Origin of the sequence: Hymenobacter jeollabukensis (genome assembly GCF_005771675.1) — a bacterium.
GTDB classification, from domain to species: domain Bacteria; phylum Bacteroidota; class Bacteroidia; order Cytophagales; family Hymenobacteraceae; genus Solirubrum; species Solirubrum jeollabukense.
The window spans coordinates 82,558-103,767 of the sequence record NZ_VAJM01000008.1; the positions used below are offsets into that span (position 1 = coordinate 82,558).

The window sequence follows — 21,210 nt, forward strand, 5'->3', positions numbered from 1 at the left end:
TAATGCATGATAGTCTACTGCCCTTGCCAACTATAATAGACTCTTGCTGCTGCATACGCAAGCACTAGAAGAGAGATGAGAACCTTTGTGGTAGTTGATGTGAAATACTGTTGTGCAAGAAAGAAATTAAATAAACATCCTAATAATGTAATTGTGCCAGTAAACAGATAGATTAATGTTATAGTGTTATTGATGCGACGACTTATTTTATCTCTTTCATTATTAATTATAGATAGATCAAGTCCAGATTTATCGGCAATATTTTTAAAATCTCTTTCAAAATCATGTTTTATTTCTTTTATATCTCTATAATATATTGTTTGAATATGAATTGCAAACATTGCATATATAGTAAAAGCAATTCCTATTAATAAAATTATATAAGAATCTTTTATTTTGTAAGTTGCAAATACTGTTGCTGAAATTGATATTGGAACGGCAACAAGTTGTGTTGTTATTTTGCCTAAAATTTCTCTTATTGATGCAAAATATTTATCTTTTTCAGAATAAAGTTTAGATCTAAATGTCTCCCAGGAAAAGTTCTTTATATATAGTTCAAATTCTTTATCTGAATCTTTTTCAATTATATTTAATCCTATAATTAAATTGTGAAAATGTTTTTCATGTGTTTTTTGAATAAAATCTGATAATTGATTTTTAAAGAATAGTTGAAAATTCTTATCTCTCAATTTGCTTATTACTGATTTGATGATAATAGAATGGTCGATGTTGTCGTCGATAAAAGGTAAGATTACGGGGTAAGGGAGTTTGAAAACACCTTTTGTTGAAGTATGAAATACCATTTCGTGTACGATGTCGTTATTGTAATCACATATATTTATCAATTCTTTTTTAAACTCAAAAATAGCTGATGTATTAATGATGAAATTTAAAGATGTAGTAGAGTTGGCGTCGTTGATGTCGCCTTTATAAATAAGATATGAATCTTTGAAAAATATAATATTAAAGGCCTTGGATAAAATACTTCCATCCCCTAGGTTTTTTAGAAAATGAGTTGCGTCATAATAGACAGGGCTGGCAAGTTCAAGCTCATCGAGGTCAACTTCAATCTGAGTCGTTGTATTGCTATCATACAATATACCTGTTTTGCTAAGTAGGTTAGTGTGTTCTCTGAAGACCTGCTCAGAGACAAACTCGACTACAAAAGAACTCCCTTTGAATGTGGGAGAGAATTTTTTGAGGCCTGACAGTACTTGTAGCTTCGTTTCCATACCTAAGATGACAACAGGAGAAGGAAAGAAGTTTCCTAACTTTGTTGGGAAGATAAGCTTTCGTTGCGAATCTTGTTAGCAAGAGCTTCCGAGCGAATTGTTATCATATCGGGATGTGCTTCACTAATGGTGACCAACTCGTTAAGAGCCTTAAGTGGAAAAGACAACATGATATTATCAGCAGCGACTTTAATAGTTGAGAATTTTCGTAGCGTTGCACTATCAGCTTTAAACATGCCACTCATTTCTATGTTATTATCAATAACATATCGCGCAATATGATCTGGGTCATTGTAAAGAACATGGCTGAGTTGAGCAATGTCAACAGTTCGTGATTGATCTTTGATAATATGAAATGCTTTATTTAACAAATCTTCTCTACTAATAGCAATATTGCCATGCTCATCTAAAGGCAGATCGATTTTATTTAATACCCGGTGTAATGCCTTTGTGTCTGTTACATTATCCGTGTTGTTGTCAGTGGAAATCCAATCGTTAAAAAACTTTGATACTTCATCTTTTCTACTATCAATAAAGCTAAGGTATCTATTGCTGCTATTATTATAAACGCTGTTATTTATACGGCATCCCATTGCTATTTTTTCGAAATCTATATGGAAAGTGTCATTTATTTTAAAAGATCCATCTTTATCTTTTTTAAATAAAACACCTTTTTTTTCTCTAATTATATATATTCCTGTAAAATCTTGATTATTTTCAAATTGAGTAAATACAACATATCCGCCTTTTGCAAGTCTTACTCCTGATATTGTTTTTTCTAAATCGACAATTGTTTCTTTTGTAAATTTAATAAAAGCTTCTGCGTTTTGATTTGCATGAAATTCATGATATGCACTTGGAAAAACTGTTCCTGTTCCGAATTTGGCGTAAGTAACTTTTGAATTGTTGTGTGTGCCATATCTATTGTTTAATTCCTCTACTAGTCGCTGTGATGATTCGTCAATGGTTAATAAGGAATTTGATAGGTCAAGTTGTGTGTTGCTTTTGTGTTGTTCTTTGTGCAAATGATGAACGATAATGTGTTTAATGGTGAGCATGTCAGAATGGTTTTTTGAGGAAAGGATGAATGTACCCGCAATCTAAGAAGGTTTTCAATGCGCTATGCTAACAAACCACTACTGACCAAAGCGCCCCGGTACGGCTGACGAATTAGAGGAACTGGGGTGTTTGGCTTTGAGGCGGATGTTAGATTTGTGCTGGCGGCGACCAGGCGGCCGGCTTTGGGCCGGCTGCCCGGGGGCTACACCCCCCAAAGCCTTAAGCTGAGCCAGCCGTAGGACGCCAGCGCAAAGGCGAGCCAGCCCAGGGCGCCATAGGTGAGCAGCAGGTACCAGGCCACGGTGCGGCTGCGGAACTGGCGGAAGCGGCGCAGCGTGAGCAGCAGGCCGGCCAGGATAAGGGCGGCGAACAGCAGGGGGCCGAGGCTGACCAGGACGGGGAGGGGCTGCCGGGTGCCGGTCTGGGTGAGGTGGTCGACGAGGCCGAGGAAGCCGATAAGGGTGCCGACGAGGGTGAGGCTGGCCAGCAGGGGCAGCAGGCGGGGCAGCACCTGGCCGCGGGGCACCTGGCGGCGCAGGGCCAGGATCAGCCAGACCAGGCCGGCGAGGCTGCTGCTGAGCATGAGCAGCACGGTGAGGCCGAGCAGGGCGGGGCGCAGCCACCACCAGGCGTTGCTGGCTTCGAGGGCGTAGGTGCCGTTGCCGACGAGGGCGCGGCGGCCGTCGCGGTCGTAGGTGAGGGCCAGGGAGGCCTGCTGCTGACCGGGGCGGCGGAAGGTGAGCGGGGGGCCGGTGGGCAGCAGGGTATCGGCGTCGCCGAAGAGGGGCTGGAACAGCAGCAGCGGGCCGCGGCGCACGAGCTGCCGGTCGCCGAGCAGGTAGTCGTTGAGGCCGGCCATGTGCTGCCGGGGCGCGGCGGGGCTGTAGTGGCCGAGGAAGGGGGCGAGGGCGACGGAATCGAGGGGGAGGGCGGCCGGGGCGGGGGGGGCGGGCACGCGGCGCAGCAGGAAGTCGCGGATCAGCTTGTCGAGGCTTTTGGTGGGCTGGCCGCCGTTGTTGGAGAGGGCGTAGCCCACGCCCAGCTCGCGCTGGTAGGCGAAGGTGGAGAGGAAGCCGTCGATGCCGCCGCCGTGGCCGCGGAAGGAGGCGGGGCCTTTCCAGTTCATCACCTGGTTGGCCAGGCCGTACTGGGCGGGCAGGCCGGCGCGGGCGGCCAGGGTGCTGTGGGTGGTTTCGATGGTGGTGAGGGTGCCGGGCGCGAGCAGGGCGGGGCCGGTGGGGCTGGGGCGCAGGTCGTGGAGGAAGAATTGCACCCAACGCGTCATGTCGGCGGCGGAGGCGCTGAGCGAACCGGCGGGGCCGGAGTAGATGGGCAGCGGGGCAATGGGCTGGTAGCGGCCGTCGGCGAAGCGGTAGCCCCGGGCCAGCTGGGGCAGGGCGGCGGGGCGCAGGGCGAAGGTGGCGTCGGCCATGCCCAGGGGGCGGAGCAGGTACTGGGCGAGGTAGGTTTCGTAGGGCTGGCCGCCGCTTTTTTCGAGCAGGTAGCCGGCCAGCAGGTAGCCGGGGTTGGAATAGCTCATCCGCTCGCCGGGGCGCCAGCGGCAGCGCAGCTCCGGCCGAAACAGCTGCACGCCGGCCGCGCCGCGCGGGTCGGTGGCGGTGGGGTTGTAGACATGGTTGAGGTGCATGTCGTCGAAGCCGGCGGTGTGCTCCAGTAGATGCACGACGCGCACCGGGTCGGTGGCTTCCCAGGGGTTGTCGATGGGCACTTCGGGGGCCAGCTTGCGCACCTCGTCGTTGAGGCTCAGCTTACCCTGCTGCACCAGCTGGAGCAGGCCCACGGCCACGAAGGTCTTGGTGATGGAGCCCATGCGAAACAGCGTGTGGGCGGTGACGGGCTTCTTGTGGGCCACGTCGGCCAGGCCCAGGCCGCCCTCGAAGAGCACGGAATCGTGGGCGACGATGGTGAGCAGCAGGCCGGGCATGTGCTCCTTCTGCATGATGCGCTGCAGGGAGTCGGTAAGCTGGGGGATGGTGCTGATGAGCCGGCGCTGGGCGCGGGCGGCGGGCAGGGTGAAGCCGGCCAGCAGCAGGAATAGGAATAGTTTTTTCACGCTATAGAGGGACGGGGATTTGGGGGGAAGATAGGAGTAGTTTTTAGTCGCCGCCTGATGGGCGCCTCACCCCCCGGCCCCCTCTCCGAAAAGGAGAGGGGGAGCTAGACGATTTTGGCAGCATCTCTACGCCTGATTTGGCACCTCCCGGCTGGAACGGCACCTAATTGCAGCTGTTTACTGTCCCTGCACAGCATGTCTCGTCCGGCTCCCCCTCTCCGAAAAGGAGAGGGGGAGCCGGGGGGGGAGGCGCACGTCAGGCGGCTCATCCGGCTTCCTCCGCTGTTCCCGTCAGCGCATCCACCTGGGGCTGGAGCACGTCGGCTTGCTGCCAGCTGCCGCGCAGAAACCAGAGCAGGGCCAGGGTAGCGGCCAGGGCGTTGCTGGCCACGAAGCTCCACCAGAGGCCGCGGAAACCCAGCGCGGTGTGGCTGCTGAGGTACCAGGCAATGGGAAACTGCAGCACCCAGGTGCTGATGAGGGTGAGCAGCATGGCGCCCAGGGTATTGCCGGCCCCGCGCAGGGAGCCGGATACCGACTGCTGCACGCCGGTAAAGCAGAGGCTGGCGGCGGCAATGCGCACGAACTGCACCGCCTCGGCGGCCACGGTTTCGTCGCCGGCGAGAAAGAAGCGCACCAGCGGCTGGGCGGCGGCGAAGATGGCCGCGCCCACCAGCAGCAGTCCCAGGAAGCTGGTGGCTATGGCGTAGCGGGCGGTCTGGCGGGCCCGGTCGGGGCGCCGGGCGCCGAGGTTCTGGGCCACCAGGGTGGAGCAGGCCAGCGAGATACCCAGGGCCGGAATGATGCCCAGGGCCAGCAGGCGGGAGCCGATGCCGTAGGCGGCCAGCACGGTGGTGCCGAAGCCGGTGGCCAGGATGGTCATCATGGAAAAGCCCAGGGCCCGGGCCGAGAGGTCGACGGAGGAGGGCGCGCCGAGGCGGAAGGCGCGCAGCATCAGGGCGGTATCGGGGCGGAAGCCGCGGAAGCTGAGCTTCAGCCCGGCCGTGCCGCGCAGCATCACCACCAAGCCCAGCACGAAGGACAGGGCCTGGGTGCCGACGGTGGCCAGGGCCGCGCCGGCCACGCCGAGGCCGGGGATGGGACCGTAGCCGTAGATGAAGAGCGGGTCGAGCAGGAAGTTGAGGGCCAGGGCCAGCAGGTTGATGTAGAGCGGCAGGCGCACCTGGCCCACCCCGCGCATCAGGGCCTGAAACATGAGGAAGCCGAAGTTCAGGGGCAGGCCCAGGAAGAGCACCTGCTGAAAGCGGTTGGCCAGCGGAAAGATGTCGGGCCCGACGCCGATGAGGCGCAGCAGCAGGGGCGAGGCGAAGTAGGCCCCCACGGCCAGCAGCAGCGAGAGGGACAGGGTGAGCACCAGGGACTGGGCGGCCACGTGGTTGACCAGGGGCAGGTTGCCGGCGCCGAAGTTGCGGGCTACCAGCACCGAGCCGGCCACCGAAAAACCCGAGCCCAGAGCCACGAGCAGGAAGTTGACGGGGAAGCTCACGGCCACGGCGGCTACCGCGGCGGCGCCCAGGCGGCCCACCCAGTAGGCATCGACGAGCTGGTAGCCGGTCTGGAGCAGGTTGGCCAGCACGATGGGCACGGCCAGGCGGAGCAGGGCACGCAGGATGGGGCCTTCGGTGAGCGGGGCGGTGGTGGAGGAGGAAGCGGGCATGGTCAGCCGGCTAACGGGCAGGCCCCCGGGGTGGTTGGGAGCGAACCGCCGCGTGGGCAGCTCGGGGCGCTTCAAGTGCGGCGTGCTCTTCGGAAAGGCAACCTGACGATTACGGGGAGCAAGAAGGAGCGGGGCGTAAAACTCCCCGGCTGGCCCGACTGGCTAATTACCACACCTGCAGCCGCTGGGTGGTGCTGTAGCTGCCAGGGCCGTCCAGGCGCAGCAGGTAGAGGCCGGGCACCAGGCCAGCAGCTAGCGCGAGGTCCTGGCCACCGGCGGCCGTCAGGGCCTGCTGCTGCACCACCCGGCCGGTGGCATCGAGCAGGCGCAGTTGCAGGCCGTGGCGGGGCGCATCGGCGGGCACGGTGAAATGCACGGCGCGGCGGGCGGGGTTGGGGTAGAGGCCCAAGGCGGCCCGCCGCGCCGTGGCGGCGGCGGTGGGCAGGGCACTCAGCTTCAGCACCCAATAATCCTCCATGCCCCGGCTGGGCTGCGTTTTGTCGCCCGACACGGGCGAACCGGAGGTGGCCGCCAGCAGCAGGGTGCCGTCGGGAGCCTGGGTGAGGCTGCGGAGCATTTCCAGGCGCGTGCCCCCAAAGCCGGCATCCCACTGCTTCTGGCCGGTGGCACTGAGCTTGACAACCCAGGCATCGTAGTCGCCCTGGGACGCCTGGGTTTTCTCCCCCGACACGCCCGACAGGCTCAGTCCGCCGAGCACGCAGCCCCCGTCGGCCGTGAGCAGTAGCGTGCTCAGCTCGTCGTTTTCGCTGCCGCCCACCACCTGGTCCCAGAGCTTGGTGCCTTGCGCGTCGAGCCGGATAACCCAGTAATCCTGGAAGCTGCGGATGCCGCGGTTGGGCAAGGTTTTGTCGCCCGACACGGGCGAGCCGGACGAGCCGCCGATGAGGTAGCCGCCGTCGGCGGTCTGCACCAGGTCGGCCAGGCGCTCCGAGTCGCTGCCGCCGAGGTCCCGGTCCCATACTTTGTTGCCCTGCGCGTCGAGTTTAATGAGCCAGTAATCGTGCCCTCCCTTGGTCGGTTGGGTTTTGTCGCCGCTCACGCCCCCCACGGTGCTGCCGCCGAGCAGGTAGCCGCCGTCGGCGGTGGGAATGAGGCGGCCCAGCTCGCACTCCCGGTCGCTGCCGTAGGTCCGGTCCCAGAGCTTGGTGCCCTGCGCGTCAAGCTTCACCACCCAGTAGGCGGCGCCAAACGGGGAAGGCTGGCTTTTGTCGACGGAAACGTTGGAGGTGGAAGTGCCGCTGAGGATGTAACCCCCGTCGGTGGTCTGGTGCACGCTGGCCAGCAGGTCCTGCCCGTCGCCGCCGAAGTCCCGGTCCCACATCTTGTTGCCCTGGGCATCGAGCTTGATAACCCAGTAATCGTAAAAGCTCTTGCTGTTCTGCGTCTTGTCGCCGGTGGCGTCGGAAAACGACGAGCCGGCCAGGATGTAGCCCCCATCGGCCGTCGGCTTCAGGTCGACGAGGCCGTCTTCCCGGTCGCCCCCAAAAGTCCGGTCCCACTGCTTGGTGCCATTGGCGTCGCATTTGACGATCCAGTAATCTTTGAAGCCGCGGTTGCCCTGCGTTTTATCCCCCGAAACCGGGGAGCCGGAAAGCCCGCCCACTACGTACCCGCCATCGGGCGTGGGGCGGATGACTTGGGCTACTTCTTCGCCGACCCCGCCAATAACCCGGTCCCAGAGCTTGGTGGGCGCCTGCGCATCGGCAAGGAAGGGGGTGAGCGAGAGGAAGGTGGCGAGTCCTAAACCGAGGCAGCGGCAAGCAGTGGTAAACATGGGTCAATAGGCTGGGGAAGAAAACGAATGGATAAAGGTACTGGATGCCGGACGAGATACCCGGCAGCATTGGAGCGTTGGCTGTAGTTGAATGAAGGTCCTTTAACGCTCCCAAATACCATTGAGCCGGTGGCAGTGCTTGCCAGCGTATCGAGCAACGGCAGCAGCTGGCTGGTGCCGGAGTGGCACCGGATAATTCAGGCTACAGTAGCCACGCCAGTGGGATGATTACCAAGCCGAGGCCAATCAACAGGTAAGGCCAGCGGCGGTACAGCAGGCTGTCGATGGCAACGTGCGCGGGCTGGGCCGGATCGTAGTAGAGCGGCACAGCGGCGCCCGGGGGCAGGCGGTAGCGCGACGAGACGGTTACCGCCTGGCCCTCCAGGGTGTGGAAGCTAACCAGGGTACGGGCCGGGCTGGTTTCGATCCCGGTTACCCGGCCCCAGACGTGCCGGCCCCGGCGGCGCAGCTGGCTGCTGTGCAGCAGCAGGTGGGCGCCGGCCAGCACCAGGCCCAGGCCGAGGGCGAAGATGAGGGCGTAAGGGCCCGTGAGAGGATGGGCGGTCATGCGAGGGTGTTTTTTTTTCGAATCGATAGTCACTGCCAATACTCAGCAAGATTATCCATCGAAGGCGTAGCAGTATGCTGCGGCCCCGGTTTGAAAACCGAGGCGGCTAACAAGTCGCCGATGGCATTCGTGAAACCAGAACCTGAGGGTTTGCCCCAGGATATAGTTTTGGCATGCCTGAATACCGCCTGGGTCTGCCGCGCAATGACGGCAGCTAAGTGGTCAACATCAGCCCGAAAGCTGGGTCCCTTATCAAGCGCCCCTGCCACGACGACGTACGGATTAAAGACCAAATGGGCGGGCTGCTTGTAGTACGCCTCGTTCCTGATGCCAAGGTATAAGTCAGGCGCCAGGCTCTGATTGCCGCAGGTGGTGCGACCAGGCGCCCAAAGTCCCAGCAAATGAAACTGCCAGTTCTGCCGCTCGGGATGCGCCGCATAATCGTGCAGCCAACGGGCTTCTGATGAAGCCGATAAGCCTAGGCGGCCGAATTTTACATCCTTGAAATATTGTCCATTGGGCTCGTATTGCAAGAGGTTCAGGGAAGCAGGGCCGCGGGCTGCTTTGGTAGCTGCAAGTAAGGCCGGCAGGATGGAATGCCAGCCGGCGGGTTGCCACAAAGGCTGCGCAGCCGGGTGGCCCAGGATAATGTGAAGCTGGTACAGTCGTTCGTGAAAGCGCATTGGATTACTCTTGGAAGTCAGCACGCGAGATGTCTCGACAAGCTCGACATGACGTTCTATATTAATCCGCTCCTTTCAGCACTTCCCGGATGCCGCTGAGCCCGCCGGCAATGCTTTCCAGCTTGTCGAGCATCTGCAGGAGCTGGCCGGCGCCGGAGTTGCGCAGGTTTTCCAGGTAGGTCTGCTTGATCTGCTGCCAGCGCTGCTCCTGCTCGGGCGTGAGCCAACCGAGCAATTCGCGCAGCTTGAGCAGGTTGGCTTCGGTGGCGCTGGTCAGGGTCTGGGCCTCGCTTTCGTAGTGGGCGGCCAGCAACTGCTCGATTTCCTGGTCGTTCATCACCGGGCGCACTTTCTCGGCCAGCTTGTTCATGTTGCGGTAGGAGCCCTGGAGCTTGAACGGCGGCTCGGTGCGGTAGGCGTCGGCCTGGGCGGCCGAGCTGATGTAGGCGGCGTTGACGCGGGCCACCACGTCGCGCAGGCGCAGCAGCTGGCGCAGCACGGACACGTACTCGCTGAGCTCCTCGGGCGAGTGGTTGCCTTCGAACGTGAGGCCGTCGGCCTGGCCGGTTTCGGCCAGGCGCAGCAGGGTGGGCACGTCCTGGGGGGCCTGGGCGGCCAGGCGGGCCAGGGTGGGGTGGCTGGTGAGGGCGTTTTCGAGGTAGGAGAGACGGAACGCCTGCTCGGAGCCGGCGGTGAGGATGTCGCCCAGGTTGTAGATGTCGGCGCGGTTGGCCAGCATGTCGGGGATGCGGAACACCTCCCCACTTTCGGTGTAGGGGTTGCCGGCCATGACCACGCACACCTTGCGGCCGCGGAAGTCGTAGGTGCGGCTGCGGCCCTGGTACACGCCCTCGATTTTGCGCTGGGCGTCGCAGAGCGAGATGAACTTCTGCAGGAACTCCGGGTGGCAGTGCTGGATGTCGTCCACGTAAATCATCACGTTGTCGCCCATCTCGAAGGCCAGGTTGAGCTTCTCCAGCTCCTGCCGCGCCCCGGCGTTGGGCGCCTGCGCGGGGTCGACGCTGGTTACCGCGTGCCCGATGGCCGGCCCGTTGATTTTCATGAAAATCAGCCCCAGGCGGTTGGCCACGTACTCGAGCAGGGTGGTCTTGCCGTAGCCGGGCGGCGAAATCAGTAGTAGCAGGCCCATCAAATCGGTGCGCTTCCCTTCACCGGCGGTACCGATCTGCTTGGCAAGGTTGGCGCCGATCAGCGGCAAATACACCTGATCGATAAGCTGGTTGCGCACGAAGGAAGTCAGCACGCGGGGGCGGAAGTCTTCCAGGCGCATGTCCGCGGCGGCCTGGGCCAGCAGCTCCTTTTTCAGCGCCTGGTAGGCCTCGAACTGCGGCAGCGTGTGGGTGCGGTAATGGTGCAGCCGACGGCGGAAGGCGGGGAAGTCGAGGTGATATTCGTTTTTCGTTGTTTGTTGTTCGTTGCTGGTGACGATGCGCGGGTGGTTGCCGCGCATGTCGGGCAGCACCTCGGTCAGGGGCGTGCGGACTACTTTTTCCGGGGCGTAGCCGCCGGTGGCCAGCAGGACGGCGGCCTCGTCGCGGTACTCGGTGGCGGCGGTTGAGGCTTGCTGCTGGAACGCCTGCAGCCACTGCCGGATTAGCTGGAACTGGGCGGTGGGCTGCCCGCTCAGGGCCGCAACGGACGACCCAAAGGTTTCACTGGCGCGGCGCTCCTTGAGCTGCTTCTGGAAGGCGTCGTAGAGGTCGGCGGCTTCGGCGGAGGTGGTAAAGGGTGAGGCCGGCGTCTGAAGCTGCTCCACGGGGAGGCTGCCCCGGCCTTCTACCAGGCCATTCGGGCCAGCGCCGGAGGTCGGTTGGGGTACGGCGAGGGAAGGCGCGCTGCTCTGCTGAATCAGCTCCTGCAGCAGGTATTCGCCGGCTTCGGCCACTTCCGCTGGGGCAAACAGGCCGGTTTTGGCGGCAAAGGCTTCGATGGCGGCTTGCAGCTCAGCGGTGAGCTGGCTGGTTTCCTGGGCGTCGGGGAAGACCTGCAGCAGCAGCGCGAGGCCCTGAATCTGGCGCTGCCAGTGGGCTTTTTGCTCGGCGGGGGCGAAGCGGTGCCAGTAGAGGCCGGCGGCGGCGCGGGTGTCGGCGGGGTAGCGCAGCAGGCCGGCGGTGCGGGTGAGGCGGACCAGGGCAGCCAGGATTTGGGCCGCGTCGTGGTCGTGGACGCCTTTCAGGTAGCCCTCGGCGTAGCGCGGGGCCATGTGCTGCTGCACGTAGGCCAGCAGCTCAGCGGGGCCGAGGCGTTCCAGCTCGGGCACCGTCAGCACGGCGGGGGCGCCGTCCTGGGCGGGGCGGGGGTGCTGGGCGGCGCGCAGCAGGTAATCGGCCAGGAACTCGGCGCGGTACACGTCCTGGTTTTCGGAGGGCAGCGTCTGCTCCCAGACGGGGCGGGCCTGCTGCACGGCTTCACTCTCCACGGGGCGGAAGAAGTTGGTGCCGGTGAGGTGGTAGTGCAGCGTCCCGTCGCGCAGCACCAGGGTCAGCTCCAGCGGCTGGGTGTTCACGGTGAACGTATGCGGGCCGAAGCGCACGGCCTGGCCGCCGTCCACGAACAGGTCGGCGCGGTCCTTGAGCTGGCGCACGGCGTCCTCGCGCAGGGTTTTCAGGCGGGACTGCAGGTCGTCGGCCTTCACCGCGTCGCCCAAGGCCAGCAGCTCGTCGACGGTGCGGCGCACTTTCTCCACCATCACGTCGGCGGCGAAGTAGCCGTTGATATCGGCAATGCTGGTAAGCTTCGTCACGCGGTTGTGCACGGCCTTCAGCATCCGCTCGGCCGATTGGAGCAGGGCGGAGGCGCGCTGGTTGCGGGCGGCCACCAGGCTTTGCTTGCGGGCTTCGAAGGCTTCGTAGGCTTCCTCGCGGCGGGAGGCCAACTGGCTCAGGAACTGGTCGAATTCGGGAAACTTGCCCTCCAGCTCTTCCAGCTGCACCATCAGGCGCGAGAGGTACTCGTCGCACTTGGCGGGCGTGTCGGAGAGGTCGAGGTAGTTCACCAGGGCCTGTTCGAGCAGCTTGAGCTGGGCCGAAAACTCGGCCTGGGCCTCGGTGCCGGCCAGGGTCTGGCGGCGGCGCTTGAGGGCGGCCCGCAGCTGGTTGAAGCCCGCGTAAATGCCCGAAATGTTGTCGATGATGCGGGTGGTCTGCGTCGGGTCGGCAATGGGCAGGTTGCCCACCACTTCGATCAGCAATTCCAGCTCGGCGGCCACCCCGTTCAGCTCCTGTTCCAGCTTGTTGGCTTCGGTGACAGTCGGTAGCTGGTCGATGCCGCTGCCCAAAGCCGTTACCCGCGCCGCGTAGGGCGCCAGGGCGTCGTCGCGCAAGAGGAAATCCACCGTGCGCTGGGCCACTTCCTGCGACAGTGCCTGCAGCTCCCCGGCGGCTTTGTCCACGGCCGGCAGCTCCACGTAGCGCAGCTCCTTCAGCGAAATGACTTCGCCGCGCACGGTGCGCAGGTCGGCCAGCTGCTGCACGTACTGCTGCACCTCGGTGGCGTCGGCGGTGCGCTTGATCAGGTCGCGCAATTCGGCGGCGCGGCCGAGCACCTGCTGGGTCGTCTCCTGGGTGCTGCGGCGGATGCGCTGTACCTTGTCGAACTCCTCCACGGCGGCGGTGGCAGCCTGGCGGATTTCCTGCAACGGCTCGGCCAGCTTCTCGGCGCCGGGCTCGGTTAGCCAGTGGTAGGTGTCGGCGAGGGAAGTGGTGCGGCGGATCAGGTCGAGGTAGAGGCCGGTGTAGGAGTCGTCCTTGCCGATGAGCGTCAGCACCTCTTGCGCCTCGGCCATGGCCCGCACGATTTCTTTGTTGCCGAGCTTGCCCAGGTAGCCGTCCTGGGCGGCGGGCAGCTGGAAGTCGGGGGCGGTGTAGGGCGTCTGCCAGATCTGCACGGCGTGGTGCTTCTTGGGCTCCTCGTCGGCGCGGAAGTAGCACAGCTCCCCGTTTTCGAACAAGGCGTAGCCGTGGCAGACGATGGGCGCCGCCACCCGCTGGCTGATGAGGTTGTAGGAGAGGAGCAGGTACAGGCCGTTGTCCTTCTGGAAGAACACGTACAGAAAATCCTCGCCGTTGGGCGCCGCCACCCGCCGCTCAAACACCAGCTCCGGCGGCACCTGCTCGAACTGCTTTCCGTCGCCGGTCTGCAGGTAATAGCCGTGCGGGAAAATCAGGCCGTGGCCGTCGGGCAGCAGCACGCAGGCATCGGCCAGCGCGTCGAGGCGCTGGGCCTGGCGCAGCTTGGTGTTGTAGAGGAAGTAGCGGAACTGCGGCTCCTGGTAGGGCCGGATTTTGAGCAGTACTAGCTGGCCGACCACCGCGTAGTGGATTTCGGCGTCGTCCAGGGTCTGGTCCTTGTTCTCCACCGGCTCGGCGTAGATGCCCTGCCCGGTCTTGGTGTTGTCCTCGACTTTGATGGTCAGGTCGCCGCCCACCGTTTCCACGAACACCTTGTCCTCGATGCTGATGTGCGGGTGCTTGCCGGCCCGGTGCATATCCCGCGTGGCGCGCTTCCACTGAAACTCGTGCTGGGGCGGAAAGGTGTACTCGTGGTCGGAGCGGTTGTCGAGGTAGGTCAGGGTCTGCCCCTGCACCAGCCATTTGAAGGTCTTGATGTCGTTGGGCGTCTTGCCCACCCGGAACACCATGAACAGATGCTCCCCGCGCTGGGCAAACTTGACGAAGCGCGTCTTCTTGTAGTACTTGTACAGGTTGCGCAGCTCCTCCACGAAGGTTTTGTCCTGCAGCAGTTCCAGGCCCAGCGGGTGAAACTCGGGCCGGCGGTAGCTGTACAGCCCGAAAATGTCGCTCAGCTCCACCTCGGTCTTGAGGCCTAGCAGCACGTTGTAGCCGAACAGAAACTGGTCGCCCAAGGCCACCATGTCCATCGGCACGCAGTTGTGCTCGGTGGTGATGCGGCCGGTGCCCAGCAGCTGCCAGTCCAGGGCGCCGAAGACTTTCTTGCGCTCGGTATTGAGCCGTTCCAGGCGCTGGCGCAGCTCGGTGCCGCCCTTCTGGAGGCGGTTGCGCAGGATTTCGTAGGTGCCGGTTTCGAGTTGGGGCGCGGCGGTTTGTTCCATAAGGAGGGCAAGAACCTGACGTTCGGACGTGAGGGAATAAGTTAGGAGCTAGTAGGTGGAATCGGTTCAGCTGATGGGTGGCCGAAGTGGTACTACGACTCAAAGTCGTAGTACCACTATCGTGAAACAACTGCACGATTTTCGAACCCGATAAACAGCCTGAATCGACCTACTAGTCGCGCAGCATGACTTTCAGCAGGGCCTGCGAGGGGTCGGCTTTGGCGTACACCACGGCCGTCGTGTCGCCTAGCTGGTGGCTTGAGAGGAACGCGCCGGTAGTGCGCGCCCGCAGCGTATACTCCCGCCCACCAACCCGGTAGGTAACGGTGACCCGTTTGCGCTTGAAGCGCCGCCGCCGGGTGATAATGCCCGTGGCAATGCCCGGATTCTTTAAGATGAATGCCCGCTTCTGCTCAGCGGCCTGCCGGGCCCGGTAGACGATGACTCCTATAACGGCAAGGCCCAGCAGCAACCCGAGCAGCAGCCCCGGCACTTGTTTCCTGCTGATAGTGGTGAGGGAGGAAGGCGTGGTTGGCATCTGGTTTCGGCCTTCGGCAGCTGATAATAACCCCGAAGCTGAGGTGGGTAAAAAAGCTGGCCCCCTCGCCTTGCGGGGGAGGGGGCCAGCGGGTTCAGGCGCCGTTAGTTCAACGAACTCACTTTCGTGTCCCCGAGGCCCATCATCTGGGCCGTGCTGGCCAGCTGGGTGATGGTGTTGCGGGTGGCGTCGTCGCCGGCCTTGTTCAGCAGCTTCAGCAGCAGGGCCGAAATGGTGAGGTTGCGCACGTCCTCCGACTTCAGCCCGAACTGGTTGATGAAGCGGGTGATGTTGTGCTTGAAGTCCCCGCCGCCGTCGGCCGCGAAGAAGGTGTCTTTCACCGAAGTCAGTACCTGGGAGTTGCCCACGGCCCGGTCGATGCTCTTGCCCTTGGTAATCGAGCCGATAATCTGGTCGAAGAACATCGTTTCGCCGCCCACGATGTCGATTTTGGCGGCTTTCAGGGCCTCGGCAATGACGCCCGACTGCGCGGCGGCAATGTCCTTCTGGATGTTGATTTCGGCCAGCTCCACGGCCTGATCTTTCGCCAGGCGCAGCTTGAACTCTTCGTGCTCCTTGCCCACGCCGTCGAGCTTTTTCATGGCGTCGGCCTTGGCTTCGATGCCTTTGGCTTCCACCGCGAACCGCTCCTCGTTCACCCGCACCTCGGCCAGCCCTTTCTTCTGCTGGGCGTCGGCCATGGCGTCGATGACTTCCACTTCCACCATCGACTTCTCGCGGCTCACCTTGGCGGCCACGAGGCCGATTTTCTCGTCGGCGTCGGCCTGGGCGGCGGCTTTCGACTGGATGGCCGAGGCTTCGGCCGTAGCCGTGAGCTGCAGCACGGTGGCCTGGGTTTCGCCTTCTTTCTGGCGGGCGGTGGCCTTCGCCTGCATCACCTGCGCCTCGGCCAGGCCCACGGCCGTGGCTTTGCTGGCTTCGGCTTCGGCCAGGGTACGTATGGCCTGGGCCTTGAACTCGGCCGTGGCCTTCTCGGCTTCGGCGTCAATCAACGACTGCTTGGCGCGGAACTCGGCGGCCTGCTTGGCCATGTCGGCTTCGCCCACCAGGTTCACCGTGGCGGCTTCGGCGGCCTGCTTGGCGGCCGTAATGGCGACCAGCTTTTCCCGCTCGGCCTGGGCCTGGGCGCGGGTATCCTTGATTTTCTCTTCCTCCTGTACCGTGGCCTTTTCCACCGAAATCCGCTCACGGATGATGGCCTGGATGTTTTTGCGCTCCTCCTCCACGGCCTTGTCCTTTTCAATCTGCGCCAGGGCCACAATCCGCTCCCGCTCGTTGATTTCCAGGGCTTTGGCCTGGCTTACCCGCTCGGTTTCCACCGCGTCGGTGCGCTGCTTGTTGCGCTCGGCCACCAGGATCTGCCGGTCGCGGTTCTGCTCGGCCACTTTCACTTCTTCCTCCGTCGCCAGGCGGGCGCGCTCCGATTTCAACAGCTCTTCTTGCTGCACCTTAGCAATTTCCGCGGTTTCGCGGGCCCGGATGCTGGCAATTTCGCGCTTCTGCTTTTCCTGGTTTTCCATCAGCTGCTTTTCCAGCTGCAGGATGGTTTCCTGGGCCTCCACGTCCTGCTTCTTGATGGTTTTCTGCGTTTCCCGCTCGATGGCGTTGGCCTGAATCTTCTGCTCAGAGGTCAGCGCGATAATCTTCTTGATGCCCTCCGCGTCCAGGATGTTGTCGTGGTTCAGGGCATTCAGCGGGGTCTGCTCCAGGTAGTCGATGGCGCAGTCGTCGAGCACGTAGCCGTTCAGGTCGGTGCCGATGATGCGCACGATTTCCTGCTTGAACTGCTCCCGGGAGTTGTACAGCTCGATAAAGTCGAAGTGCTTACCCACGGTCTTGAGCGCCTCCGAGAACTTGGCGTCGAACAAATTTTCCAGCGCCGCCGGGTCGGAGGCGCGGTGGGCGCCGATGCTCTGGGCCACGTTCATCACGTCCTCGTGGGTTTTGTTGACGCGCACGAAGAAGTTCACCTTCACGTCGGCCCGCAGGTTGTCCTTACACACCAGGCCTTCCTTGCCGGCGCGGGCAATGACGATGGTTTTCAGCTTGATGTCCATTGTTTCGAGCCGGTGCAGGATGGGCACCACGAAGATGCCCGAGAACGAAACCTTGGTGTCGCCCATGCCGGTGCGCACCAGGGCCTCGCCCTGCGCGGCCTTGTGGTACATGCGGGCAATGATGGCAATGATGCCCAGGAAGAATAGGCCGAGAATGACGAGCACGGCCAGGGAAAGTTGAGCAGGCATACAGCAGGAGTAGAAGTTTAGGCAGTAGGAGAGAAGGGAAGCGAAAAGTTAGGGTAGTCCTTCAAGCAGCGCGAGCAGCAGATGCAGCAGCCAGCTAAATGCCTGGCCTGCCGCCGACAGCAGCGCGTCGAATAAAGCGCCGGCCACTATTTCGGTGAAAAGACCGACTACAGACTTGGCAGCGGACTTAAGCCAGTTGAGCATCGGGGGCGCAGGGGTAGCGTCCGGGCCTTCAGGCCAGCACCAGATCCAGCAGGGCCCCAGCCAGCCGGCCGGCGGCTTCGAGAGTGGCGGCGGCCGAGTTCGTCCAGACCAGCAAGGGGGCAGCGGCTTCGGAGGTGCTAAGCCAGGCCGTCAGGAGGGGAAGCAGCGTAATCATAGCAAAGCAGGGTTTGGAAAGTAGTGGGGCGAAAATAAGCGTCAGCAGATCAGGCCACCTCGTAGGGCTCGATGAGGTAGCAGCGCCCGGTCGCATCGTAATCGATGACCAGGGCGGTGTCGCCCTTGCGCAGCTCGGTGGCGGCGGAAGCGGCGCGTACGTTCAGCGTCAGGGCTACTTCGCCGGTGCGCACCGCGGCCTGGCCCAGCCGCTCCCGGGTGGTGGGCAGCAGCACCGTGCAGATTTTGCCCACCGGGTTGGTGTGGTCGGCGTGGTCTTTTTCCAGCGAGGCAAACAGCCGCACGAAGGGCGTGGTCAGTACCTTGGCCACCAGCAGGCTGCCAATGAACAGCGGCCCCAGAAAAGCCAGGCCCAGCAGGCCCGATTGGTTACCAGTGTAGTAGTTGGTGAGGATGCTGCCCACCCACAAGGGCAGGGCCACAAAGCTCAGAAACACCATCAGCGGAATGCGGCCCAGGTTGAAAAAGGCCAGCGCGTGGTTGAGCCAAGCCACGCCCAGATGGGCCTCGGTGTCCAGATCATGGTCCAGGTCGAGGTCCAGGGTTTTGAAGTCGAGCAGGCCCACGATAACCGTCAGCCAGTACAGCAGCACGAAAATCAGCAGGCCCGTAGCCGGCAGATTCGGGCGCGAAAGCGCGGCTTGTAACAGTTCGGTCATAGGCATAAAAAGGGCAGCTTAAAGGTAAGCAAAGCGCCACGGCCGACACGCACGGTTAGCGGGTGGGCGGAGGCGCCGGGCGGCTGAAATGCCCGGCACCGGCATGTCAGGGCCGTTTGGCGGGCTAAGCGGCGTTTGCGGAGGCTGTTGGGCCAGCTTGGTGCGCTTGCGGTACTGCGCGACGGCCGCAATCAGGAAGGTCAGGCCGAACAGCACCAGCGCCGGTTCCATATCGATGTAGAGCCAGCGGTGAAAGCCCCGGCTGGTGACAAACAGCACCAGCCCGATGCACAGCAGGGTTCGTTCGTGGCGGTTCATAGCAGCGGATGGCTAAAGTTCCGGTTACTGCTGCTCCGGCGACGCCAGGCCCAGCTTCTGCTTCAGCGCCTGCAAATCGGCCGCGGCCTGCCCGCCGGCGCTGGTCTGCAGGGCCTTGTCGATTTCCTGGTCGACGCTCTTGCTTTCCTGCGCAATCTGCCCGTACGACTCGGCCAGGGCTTCTTCCACGGCCACTTTCTCCTTCATGCGTTCCAGCAGGCTCACCGTGCCCGAGGAGTCGAGCTGGGCCAGCTGCTTGTTGATGGTCTTGGTAGCCGAGCTGACGGCGGCGCGGGCCTTGAGCGTCTTCAGCTCGTTTTCCCACTGGCCGATGGTCTGCTTGAGCTGCTGCACGTTCTGGTCCAGCTGCTGGGCCGAGGCTTCGAACTTCTGCTGGTCCTCGCCCGCGCGGGTGGCGTGGGTTTCGTTCTCGGTTTTCTTTACCAGCGCTTCGCTGGCGAGGCGGTCGGCCTCGGTGGGAGCCAGGTCGCCGCGGTGGGCGCGCTGCAGCAGGAGCACGGCCTTGTTTTCGTAGTCCAGGGCTTTCGAGCGGAAGCCTTCGGCCTCGTTGCGGCTGCGGATGGCCATGGCCTTCACTTCGGCTAGGGCGTGCAGGCTCTTGTCGAGGTCCAGGCGCAGGTCGCGCAGGGCCTGCTCGGTCATCTTGATGGGGTCTTCGAGCTGGTCGATGGCCGAGTGCGTTTCGGCCTGACCGATTTTGAAAAGGCGGGCGAAGATGTTCATGGCTTTAGGATTGGTTTGATTCAGAACGTCATTCAGAGCGAAGCGAAGAATCTCGCGTGCTGACGTCTGAGAGTGACTGGTCTAACGAGGGAATTACTATCGAGCGAGATGTCTCGACTTCGCTCGACATGACGGCCTTTGTAGGTCGTTCTACTGCCGGCTGAAGCTGATCAGCTCGTCGGAAAACTCGCTGAGCAGCAGGCTGAGCGAGTTCAGCACGGCTTCCAGCTCCGAGAGCTGCAGGGTATCGAGCTGCAGCGTGTCGCGGAAGATGACCTTGCGGCCCGACTCGTCGAGGGCGAAGGCGCCGTGAATGATGTCGCGGTTTTTGGTCAGCAGGCGCTGGTACACCTCGCACGAGGGAGCCGGCAGCTCCAGGAGGTACTGCTCCAGAATCAGGAGCGGCTCGCCGCAGCCGAGCACCAGGTTGCGGATGCCCTGCTCGGGGTGGTCGACGACGAGGATGCCGTCCTCTTCGTCGGCGTGGCGGATGTCGAAACCCAGCGTGAGCAGGTGCTGGTGAATGGTGGCGAAGTAGGGGTGAGCCATAGGCAGCGTGGCGGCAGGGGAAAGATTCATTAGCACGGCTCAAATGACTGGCGTTTCCAGCAGAGCCTTCGCGGATTTGTGGTAGCTTTACGATGCAAGAATACTGAAAGTTCTAGCAGTGCTCAAACTTTGAGCGTAAAATTTTTTCAGCAGAATGTCCTACATCGGTAACAACATTCGCAAAATACGCACGGTTAAAAAGCTGAGCCAGGCGGCTTTTGCGGAACTGTTCGGGCTGGCCCGGCCCAGCGTCGGGGCCTACGAGGAGGGCCGTTCCGAGCCCAAAATGGAGACGCTGATTCAGATTGCTCAACATTTTGGCCTCTCCGTCGACCTGCTACTAACGAAAGAGCTGACGGTAAACGACCTCTACGGCTTCGATATCTTTCAGCAGGACCTGCAGGCCGCGCCGCCCGCCGACACCAGCCCCGTGGCGCGGGCCGACCAGCAAGCGGCCCTCACGCCCTTCGTGCGCGCCGACCGCCTGCTCGAATACATCGTGCACTACCACGACAAGCACTTCGTGGACGCGCTGCCGGCCCTCACGTTTCCGCACGCGCTGGGACCCGCCACGCGGGCGTTCGAAATCCAGGGGGCCGAAATGCAGCACCAGCAGCAGGGCCTGCGCCACCAGGACGTGGTGCTCTGCCGCCGCCTCGACCGGGCCGCGCCCAACCTGCGCTCGGGCCGCATATACGCCTTCGTCACGCAGAGCCGGCTGCTGGTGCGCCGCCTGGTGGAGCGCCTGGGCGAGCAGCAGCTCAAGCTCCGCGCCGACAACCCCGACTACGGGGCCCAGGAATTCGACCTCACGCAAGCCCTGGAAATCTGGGAGGTGAAGGCCGTGTTTACCACCCATTTGCGGCCGCCCTCGGCCCTGGAGGAGCGCGTGAGCCGGCTGGAGCGGCAGGTGGAGGAGCTGCTGAACCGGCTGGATAAGGAGCAGGACTGATAACTTGGCGCCTCGTTCCACTTTCTCCCCGGTCGGCCCGCGGGCCGGCTGCCTCCTCACCTTTCCCCATGAGCACCCTCACCATCCGCAGCCTGGCCGAACTCGAACAACACGTCGGTCAGGAGCTGGGCGTATCCGAGTACTTCACCATCACGCAGGAGCAGATCAACCGCTTCGCCGAGGCCACGCTCGACCACCAGTGGATTCACACGGACGCGGAGCGGGCCCGCACGGAGTCGCCCTTCGGCGGCACCATCGCGCACGGCTACCTCACGGTGTCGCTGCTGCCCTACCTGTGGGCGCAGATTGTGACCATCGAGAACCTGAAAATGCAGGTGAACTACGAAATCGAGAGCCTGCGCTTCAACCAGGCCGTGACGGTGGATAGCGCCGTACGGCTGCGCACCAAGCTGCTGTCGGTGAAAAACCTGCGCGGCATTGCCAAGGCCCAGATCGATGTGACGCTGGAAATCGAGGGGCAGAAAAAGCCGGCCTACACCGGCGTGGTTACGTTTCTGTACCACTTCGCCGAGTAGCTTATTGCTGCATACGCGGCCGCCCCTGCGCGCCGGGGCCGCAAGCCGTGCCCCTGCGACCAGCGGG

18 protein-coding genes are annotated in these 21,210 nt (G+C 61.4%); 2 read left to right on the plus strand and 16 right to left on the minus strand.

Features of this window, described 5'->3' with window-relative positions; all coding sequences use genetic code 11:
* Positions 1–14 precede the first annotated feature (14 nt).
* The 16 genes from FDY95_RS15725 to FDY95_RS15790 form a co-directional block, all read right to left on the minus strand.
* A complete protein-coding gene (locus FDY95_RS15725) occupies positions 15–1,232 on the minus strand; it encodes a hypothetical protein (protein WP_138079159.1) in 1,218 nt (405 codons plus the stop codon).
* 35 nt (positions 1,233–1,267) lie between these two features.
* Positions 1,268–2,290, minus strand: coding sequence for a nucleoid-associated protein (locus FDY95_RS15730; RefSeq protein WP_138079161.1), 1,023 nt, complete (start codon positions 2,288–2,290; stop codon positions 1,268–1,270).
* Between the two features lie 203 nt (positions 2,291–2,493).
* Positions 2,494–4,365 carry a serine hydrolase domain-containing protein gene (locus FDY95_RS15735; protein WP_138079163.1) on the minus strand — a complete coding sequence of 624 codons (1,872 nt, stop codon included), beginning with the start codon at positions 4,363–4,365 and terminating at the stop codon, positions 2,494–2,496.
* A gap of 265 nt (positions 4,366–4,630) precedes the next feature.
* Positions 4,631–6,043, minus strand: coding sequence for an MATE family efflux transporter (locus tag FDY95_RS15740; RefSeq protein ID WP_138079165.1), 1,413 nt, complete (start codon positions 6,041–6,043; stop codon positions 4,631–4,633).
* Between the two features lie 166 nt (positions 6,044–6,209).
* On the minus strand, positions 6,210–7,838 hold the full coding sequence (locus FDY95_RS15745) for a T9SS type A sorting domain-containing protein (RefSeq protein ID WP_138079167.1): 1,629 nt from the start codon (positions 7,836–7,838) through the stop codon (positions 6,210–6,212).
* A gap of 202 nt (positions 7,839–8,040) precedes the next feature.
* Positions 8,041–8,406 (minus strand): DUF3592 domain-containing protein, encoded by a 366-nt coding sequence (locus tag FDY95_RS15750; RefSeq protein ID WP_138079169.1) that lies wholly within the window; start codon positions 8,404–8,406, stop codon positions 8,041–8,043.
* Positions 8,407–8,435: 29 nt separating this feature from the next.
* The gene (locus tag FDY95_RS15755; RefSeq protein ID WP_138079171.1) at positions 8,436–9,113 is read right to left on the minus strand and encodes a hypothetical protein; all 678 of its coding nucleotides are present in this window, start codon (positions 9,111–9,113) and stop codon (positions 8,436–8,438) included.
* 37 nt (positions 9,114–9,150) lie between these two features.
* On the minus strand, positions 9,151–14,181 hold the full coding sequence (locus tag FDY95_RS15760) for a DNA repair ATPase (protein WP_138079173.1): 5,031 nt from the start codon (positions 14,179–14,181) through the stop codon (positions 9,151–9,153).
* A 172-nt stretch (positions 14,182–14,353) separates the two neighbouring features.
* Positions 14,354–14,719, minus strand: a complete 366-nt coding sequence (locus FDY95_RS15765) for a DUF3592 domain-containing protein (RefSeq protein ID WP_138079175.1) — start codon at positions 14,717–14,719, stop codon at positions 14,354–14,356.
* A gap of 104 nt (positions 14,720–14,823) precedes the next feature.
* Positions 14,824–16,986 (minus strand): flotillin family protein, encoded by a 2,163-nt coding sequence (locus FDY95_RS15770; RefSeq protein ID WP_138079177.1) that lies wholly within the window; start codon positions 16,984–16,986, stop codon positions 14,824–14,826.
* A gap of 48 nt (positions 16,987–17,034) precedes the next feature.
* A complete protein-coding gene (locus FDY95_RS26370) occupies positions 17,035–17,190 on the minus strand; it encodes a hypothetical protein (RefSeq protein ID WP_171025708.1) in 156 nt (51 codons plus the stop codon).
* A gap of 28 nt (positions 17,191–17,218) precedes the next feature.
* Complete coding sequence (locus tag FDY95_RS26375) at positions 17,219–17,365, minus strand: hypothetical protein (RefSeq protein ID WP_171025709.1); 147 nt, start codon at positions 17,363–17,365, stop codon at positions 17,219–17,221.
* Positions 17,366–17,414: 49 nt separating this feature from the next.
* Complete coding sequence (locus FDY95_RS15775; RefSeq protein WP_171025710.1) at positions 17,415–18,044, minus strand: OB-fold-containig protein; 630 nt, start codon at positions 18,042–18,044, stop codon at positions 17,415–17,417.
* 18 nt (positions 18,045–18,062) lie between these two features.
* The gene (locus FDY95_RS15780) at positions 18,063–18,362 is read right to left on the minus strand and encodes a hypothetical protein (protein WP_138079181.1); all 300 of its coding nucleotides are present in this window, start codon (positions 18,360–18,362) and stop codon (positions 18,063–18,065) included.
* A 24-nt stretch (positions 18,363–18,386) separates the two neighbouring features.
* A complete protein-coding gene (locus FDY95_RS15785) occupies positions 18,387–19,106 on the minus strand; it encodes a PspA/IM30 family protein (protein ID WP_138079183.1) in 720 nt (239 codons plus the stop codon).
* A gap of 150 nt (positions 19,107–19,256) precedes the next feature.
* The gene (locus FDY95_RS15790; protein WP_138079185.1) at positions 19,257–19,655 is read right to left on the minus strand and encodes a YbjN domain-containing protein; all 399 of its coding nucleotides are present in this window, start codon (positions 19,653–19,655) and stop codon (positions 19,257–19,259) included.
* 154 nt (positions 19,656–19,809) lie between these two features.
* Here FDY95_RS15790 and FDY95_RS26605 point away from each other — a divergent pair, with 154 nt between their 5' ends.
* Positions 19,810–20,607, plus strand: a complete 798-nt coding sequence (locus FDY95_RS26605) for a LexA family transcriptional regulator (RefSeq protein WP_212744910.1) — start codon at positions 19,810–19,812, stop codon at positions 20,605–20,607.
* A gap of 68 nt (positions 20,608–20,675) precedes the next feature.
* Positions 20,676–21,143 carry a MaoC family dehydratase gene (locus FDY95_RS15800; RefSeq protein WP_138079187.1) on the plus strand — a complete coding sequence of 156 codons (468 nt, stop codon included), beginning with the start codon at positions 20,676–20,678 and terminating at the stop codon, positions 21,141–21,143.
* The last annotated feature ends 67 nt before the right edge of the window (positions 21,144–21,210 follow it).